The sequence below is a fragment of the Pseudomonas sp. GM84 genome (assembly GCF_000282535.1).
GTDB lineage: Bacteria > Pseudomonadota > Gammaproteobacteria > Pseudomonadales > Pseudomonadaceae > Aquipseudomonas.
The window spans coordinates 1-6,227 of sequence record NZ_AKJC01000360.1 but is presented as its reverse complement, the minus strand read 5'-3'; the positions used below and the strand labels follow the sequence as shown (position 1 = coordinate 6,227).

Annotated in this window: 5 protein-coding genes; 1 reads left to right on the top strand and 4 read right to left on the bottom strand. The window is 62.6% G+C overall.

Going from position 1 to position 6,227, the window contains the following annotated elements:
- Positions 1-76: 76 nt before the first annotated feature.
- The 4 genes from PMI38_RS25570 to ppsA form a co-directional block, all read right to left on the bottom strand.
- Positions 77-1,072 (bottom strand): zinc transporter ZntB, encoded by a 996-nt coding sequence (locus PMI38_RS25570; protein WP_008100834.1) that lies wholly within the window; start codon positions 1,070-1,072, stop codon positions 77-79.
- Between the two features lie 27 nt (positions 1,073-1,099).
- Positions 1,100-1,591 carry a ribonuclease E activity regulator RraA gene (rraA, locus tag PMI38_RS25565; RefSeq protein ID WP_008100832.1) on the bottom strand — a complete coding sequence of 164 codons (492 nt, stop codon included), beginning with the start codon at positions 1,589-1,591 and terminating at the stop codon, positions 1,100-1,102.
- Positions 1,592-1,748: 157 nt separating this feature from the next.
- Positions 1,749-2,741 (bottom strand): alpha/beta fold hydrolase, encoded by a 993-nt coding sequence (locus tag PMI38_RS25560; protein ID WP_008100830.1) that lies wholly within the window; start codon positions 2,739-2,741, stop codon positions 1,749-1,751.
- A 91-nt stretch (positions 2,742-2,832) separates the two neighbouring features.
- Positions 2,833-5,208 carry a phosphoenolpyruvate synthase gene (ppsA, locus tag PMI38_RS25555; protein WP_008100828.1) on the bottom strand — a complete coding sequence of 792 codons (2,376 nt, stop codon included), beginning with the start codon at positions 5,206-5,208 and terminating at the stop codon, positions 2,833-2,835.
- A gap of 178 nt (positions 5,209-5,386) precedes the next feature.
- Here ppsA and ppsR point away from each other — a divergent pair, with 178 nt between their 5' ends.
- Positions 5,387-6,205 carry a posphoenolpyruvate synthetase regulatory kinase/phosphorylase PpsR gene (gene ppsR / locus PMI38_RS25550; RefSeq protein ID WP_008100827.1) on the top strand — a complete coding sequence of 273 codons (819 nt, stop codon included), beginning with the start codon at positions 5,387-5,389 and terminating at the stop codon, positions 6,203-6,205.
- Positions 6,206-6,227: the final 22 nt, after the last annotated feature.

Genomic DNA, 6,227 nt, shown 5'->3' with positions numbered 1-6,227 from the left:
AGCCGGCTCCCACAGGGATCGAAGCGCTGCAAAATCCTGTGGGAGCCGGCTTGCCGGCGATGAGGCCCCTGCAAAACTAGACCCACCGCAAGCGTCGGAACAGCCACCACTGCCCCACCGCCAATCCGAGCACGACGACGCAGGCGAACAGGAAGCCATAGGGATTCTCGGCCCCCGGAATACCGCCCACATTGATCCCCAGCAATCCGGTGATGAAACTCATGGGCAAGAAGATGCACGTGATGATGCCGAAGCGGTACATGGTCCGGTTCATCCGCTCGCTGCGCCGGCGATCCTCGCTCTCCAGCACCAGCGCGGCCCGCTCACGGGTCAGTTCGAGCTCTTCGAGGTAGCGAATCAGGCTGTTGTTCAACTCGTTCCAGTAGTCGGCGTCGGCCTCGGCGAACCAGCTCCACTTGCTGCGCGAGAGCTGCGCGTAGATCTCCCGCTGCGGTGCCAGAAAACGCCGCAGACCGGCGGCGCGTCGACGGATCTGCTGCAGGCTGCCTTGCTCGGGGGTGTACCGTTCGTCGGACTCAACCTTTTCCTCTTCCAGGTCGACCAGCTCGGACAGGTCGCTGACCAGCCCCTGGACTTTCTCGGTGAGCAATTCGCCCATCAACAGCAACAGCTCCGACGCCGATTTCGGCCCCCTGCCCTCGTCCAGTTGCTGGAGCACCTCGTCACTGGCGCGCAACGGCCTCAGGCGCAGCGAGATGACCCGCTGCGCCTCGGCGAAGATGCGTACCGACACCATGTCTTCGGGCTCGGCGTCCGGGTTGAGGTTGACCCCGCGCAAGAACACCAGCAACTGCTCGGCCGCCAACGGCAGCAGCCGTGGCCGGGTGTTTTCTTCGAGCAGCAGGTCGCAGGCGAACTCGCTCAGGCCACTTTCATGCAGCAGCCAGGTGCGGGTCTGCGGATGGCTGCGATCCCAGTGCAGCCACAGGCTCTCCTGTGGCTGCAGGAGCAGGTCGTCCAGCTCGGTCCGAGCGATCGAGCGCGCGCCGCCTTTACCATCGAGCACCAGGGCATGCACCAGCCCCCACTGCGCGTTGTCTTCCTCGAACATCAAAGCTCCATCAGCGCGCGGGGCGCGTCACTCCGGCATTTTCAGCGGGCTTGGCGAGATAATCACACCGTTGTTGTCGGCATACACGTATTCGCCCGGGCGGAAGGTCACGCCCGCGAAGGTCACGGCCACGTTGAGGTCGCCGATGCCACGCTTGTCGGTCTTCATCGGGTGACTGGCCAAGGCCTGCACGCCCACGTCGGTCTGGATCAGTACGTCCACATCACGTACGCAGCCGTAGATCACCAAACCTTCCCAACCGCTCTTGGCAGCCTTTTCGGCGAGCATGTCACCAAGCAGGGCACGGCGCAGCGAACCACCGCCGTCGACCACCAGGACCTTGCCCTTGCCGTCGAGTTCGACCTGCTCCTTGACCAGCGAGTTGTCTTCGAAGCACTTGATGGTGACGATCTGGCCGCCGAACGAATCGCGGCCACCGAAATTGCTGAACATCGGTTCCAGCACCTGGACCAGGTCTGGGTAGGCGTCACACAGGTCGGGCGTTACGTAATGCTGCATGGGAAGCTCCTGTCAGTCACAACGAAAGCGGGTGTAGGCCAAGGCTACACCGGCGAGGCTGTTGCAGTCATCCAGGACTGGGCAGTCAGTTATGTGCGACCTGCTCTGGCCCTATCGCCGGCAAGCCGGCGATAGGGCCAGAGCAGGCAACAGAAAATCAGTTGGCAGACACAGGCTCGGCAACCCTCGTCGACTCGTGCACAGGCTTCAACGGCCCACGCAACCAGCGCTCCACCAACGGCCATACCTGCGCTTGCGCCGCCTTGCTCACCAGCATGTCGACATGCCCGAAGGCCTCGAAGCCCTCCTCACGCCCCAGCCTGAGGAACTGCTTGCGCTCGCCACCGATTTGATCGAACAGCTTGCGACAGGCCCAGACCGGATCCTGGAAATCACCTGCTCCGGCCACTGCAAGAACCGGCACATCCACATCGGCCAGCCCGGCCCACCAGTCATTGTCCTTGTCACCGAAGCGGCCGAACAGACCATGCCAGCGCATGCTCTCCAGGGCCAGGCCGATAGGTTCATCCTCAGGCCCGCGCTTGAAGCGTGGCCCGGAAATCTGCCCCCAGCGCTTGAGCACCAGCTTCGCCCCCCAGGTCAACGGCGGCACTTTCAGCGGCCAGTAGACCCGACTGATCTGGGTGCCGAAAAACGCAGCGCTGGCGACCTGTTCGGCGCGCAGGAAACCGCCACCGAGCGCCGCCGCCAAGGTAATGCCACCCAACGAATGGCCAACCCAGTGTGGCGCCAGGCCGGCTTGTTCCTGAACGAAGGCCGCGATCAGCGGCAGGTCGTCACGGGCGTAATCGGCCACCCGATTGTGCTTCCAGTTGCGGTTGCGCGGCGACAAGCCATGGCCACGCATCTCCGGGATCCACACATCGAATCCGGCTCGCGCCAGGTGGGCGCCCAGGCCAATGCCCTTGGGCGAATACCAGAAACGCCGGTTGGAAAAACTGCCATGCAGGAGAATGACCGGTACACCCTGGGCACGGGGCTGGTCGGCCAGGCCCAGACGGGTCACCGCGATTTCGACGCTGGGGTCAGGGCTGTTGCCGGCCTTGATCCGGTACACGTCTTCGCTGAGGTCGCCGCGACGCTCGGCACTGAGCAACGCGACGGGAAATAGAGTGCTGCTGCTTTGCATAGGTTGCTTGGTGCACAAAAAAGGGCGGGATCCATCGCTGGAACTCGCCCTGGATAAACCAGGCGGGGGCACGCCCCCGCATTTCACCGCATCAGGCTGCGCCCTGGCCCTCGGCCAGGAAGAACCAGGTCTCGAGCACCGAGTCCGGGTTCAGCGACACGCTTTCGATGCCCTGTTCCATCAGCCACTTGGCCAGGTCCGGGTGGTCCGATGGGCCCTGGCCGCAGATGCCGATGTACTTGCCGGCCTTGTTGCACGCGGCAATGGCGTTGGCCAGCAGCTTTTTCACGGCCGGGTTACGCTCGTCGAACAGGTGGGCGATGATCCCCGAATCGCGGTCCAGGCCCAGGGTCAGCTGGGTCAGGTCGTTGGAGCCGATGGAGAAACCATCGAAGTACTCGAGGAACTCTTCGGCCAGGATGGCGTTGGACGGCAGCTCGCACATCATGATCACGCGCAGGCCGTTGTCGCCACGGGCCAGGCCGTTTTCAGCGAGCAGGTCGATGACCTGGCTGGCTTCGCCCAAGGTGCGCACGAACGGCACCATGATCTCGACGTTGGTCAGGCCCATTTCGTTGCGCACGCGCTTGAGTGCGCGGCACTCGAGCTCGAAGCAGTCACGGAACGATTCGCTGATGTAACGCGAGGCGCCGCGGAAGCCCAGCATCGGGTTTTCTTCTTCCGGCTCGTACAGCTTGCCGCCGATCAGGTTGGCGTACTCGTTGGACTTGAAGTCCGACAGGCGCACGATGACCTTTTTCGGATAGAAGGCCGCAGCCAGGGTGCTGATCCCTTCGACCAGCTTCTCGACGTAGAAACCGACCGGGTCGTTGTAGCCGGCGATGCGCTTGTCGACGCTTTCTTTCAGGTCGGCAGGCAGGCCTGCATAGTTCAGCAGCGCCTTGGGGTGCACACCGATCATGCGGTTGATGATGAACTCCAGGCGCGCCAGGCCGACACCGGCGTTGGGCAACTGGGCGAAGTCGAACGCGCGGTCCGGGTTGCCGACGTTCATCATGATCTTGAACGGCAGATCCGGCATGGCATCGACCGAGTTCTGCTTGACGTCGAAGCCCAGCTCGCCTTCGAAGATGAAACCGGTGTCGCCTTCGGCGCAGGACACGGTGACGCCCTGACCGTCCTTGAGGATCTGGGTGGCATTGCCGCAACCGACCACGGCCGGAATACCCAGCTCACGGGCGATGATCGCCGCGTGGCAAGTACGACCGCCACGGTTGGTGACGATGGCGCTGGCGCGCTTCATCACCGGCTCCCAGTCAGGGTCGGTCATGTCGGAAACCAGCACGTCGCCCGGCTGCACCTTGTCCATCTCGGACACGTCGTTGATCACGCGAACCTTGCCGGCGCCGATGCGCTGGCCGATGGCCCGGCCTTCGACCAGCACGGTGCCCTTCTCCTTGAGCAGGTAGCGTTCCATGACGTTGGCGCTGGAACGGCTCTTCACCGTCTCAGGGCGCGCCTGAACGATGTACAGCTTGCCGTCGTCACCGTCCTTGGCCCACTCGATGTCCATCGGGCGCTGGTAGTGCTGCTCGATGATCATGGCCTGCTTGGCCAGCTCGTTGACTTCGTCGTCGCTCAGGCAGAAACGCGCGCGCTCGGCACGGTCGACTTCGACGGTCTTGACCGAACGGCCGGCCTTGGCTTCGTCGCCATAGACCATCTTGATCGCCTTGCTGCCCAGGTTGCGGCGCAGGATGGCCGGACGGCCGGCCTGCAGGGTCTGCTTGTGGACATAGAATTCGTCAGGGTTGACCGCACCCTGCACCACGGTTTCGCCCAGGCCATAGGCGCCGGTGATGAACACCACGTCGCGGAAGCCCGACTCGGTGTCGAGGGTGAACATCACGCCGGCGGTGCCGGTTTCCGAACGGACCATGCGCTGCACGCCAGCCGACAGCGCCACCAGCTTGTGGTCGAAGCCCTGGTGCACGCGGTAGGCGATGGCACGGTCGTTGAACAGCGAGGCGAACACTTCCTTGGCCGCGCGGATGACGTTGTCGACGCCACGGATGTTGAGGAAGGTTTCCTGCTGGCCGGCGAACGAAGCGTCCGGCAGGTCTTCGGCCGTGGCCGAGGAACGCACGGCCACGGCCATGTTGTCGTTGCCGGCGGCCATTTCGGCGAAGGCCGTGCGGATCTCCGCATCCAGACGAGCCGGGAATTCGGCCTCCATGACCCACTGACGGATCTGCGCGCCGGTCTTGGTCAGGGCGTTGATGTCGTCCACGTCCAGCGCATCGAGCGCGGCGTGGATGCGATCGTTCAGGCCACTCTGTTCGAGGAAGTCGCGGTACGCCTGAGCCGTAGTGGCAAAGCCGCCCGGCACCGAAACGCCAGCACCTGCGAGGTTGCTGATCATCTCGCCCAGGGATGCGTTCTTGCCCCCCACATGCTCTACATCATGGACGCCGAGCTTTTCGAGGGAAACTACGTACTCTACCAAGGTGATCTCTCCACTAACTGTATTGGAAAAGCTCAAGGGCGCCCGCCTGTCTGCGTTGACTTGGCCGGGACGCTTGTGGCCTGTACCTGGAAAATAAGTGAGAATGCCGACAGCCGCGTTCGGCAAACCGAACTTATCATATCCAAGAATCGTCATCAGCTTAAGGCCCAGATCGCAAATGAAACGAACCGCGTTCTTCATCTCCGATGGCACCGGCATCACCGCCGAAACCCTGGGCCAAAGCCTGCTTGCGCAATTTGAAAGCATTCCGTTCAATAAATTCACGCGTCCGTACATCGATACGCCGGACAAGGCGCGGACCATGGTGCAGCAAATCAACGCGGCTGCCGAGCGCGATGGCATGCGCCCGATCATCTTCGACACCATCGTCAACCAGGACATCCGCGAGATCCTGGCCACGTCGAACGGCTTCATGATCGACATCTTTTCGACGTTTTTATCCCCGCTAGAGCAGGAATTGACCGCCCATTCGTCGTATTCCGTCGGCAAATCGCACTCGATCGGCGGTAATTCCAACTACATGGAGCGTATCGAGGCGGTGAATTTCGCCCTCGACAACGACGACGGCGCGCGCACCCATTACTACGACAAGGCCGATTTGATCCTGGTGGGTGTGTCGCGCTGCGGCAAGACCCCCACTTGCCTGTACATGGCCATGCAGTTCGGTATCCGCGCCGCCAACTACCCGCTGACCGAAGACGACATGGAGCGCTTGCAGTTGCCGCCCGTGCTCAGGAAACACCAGAACAAGCTGTTCGGCCTGACCATCGACCCTGACCGCCTGACCGCCATCCGCCACGAGCGCAAGCCCAACAGCCGCTATTCGAGCTTTGCCCAGTGCGAGTTCGAGGTGCGCGAGGTGGAGAACCTGTTCCGTCGGGAGAACATTCCCAACATCAACTCCACGCATTTTTCGGTGGAGGAGATTTCGGCGAAGATCCTTGTGGAGAAAGGGGTGGAGCGCAGGTTCAAGTAAACCTGTACTGGCCCTATCGCCG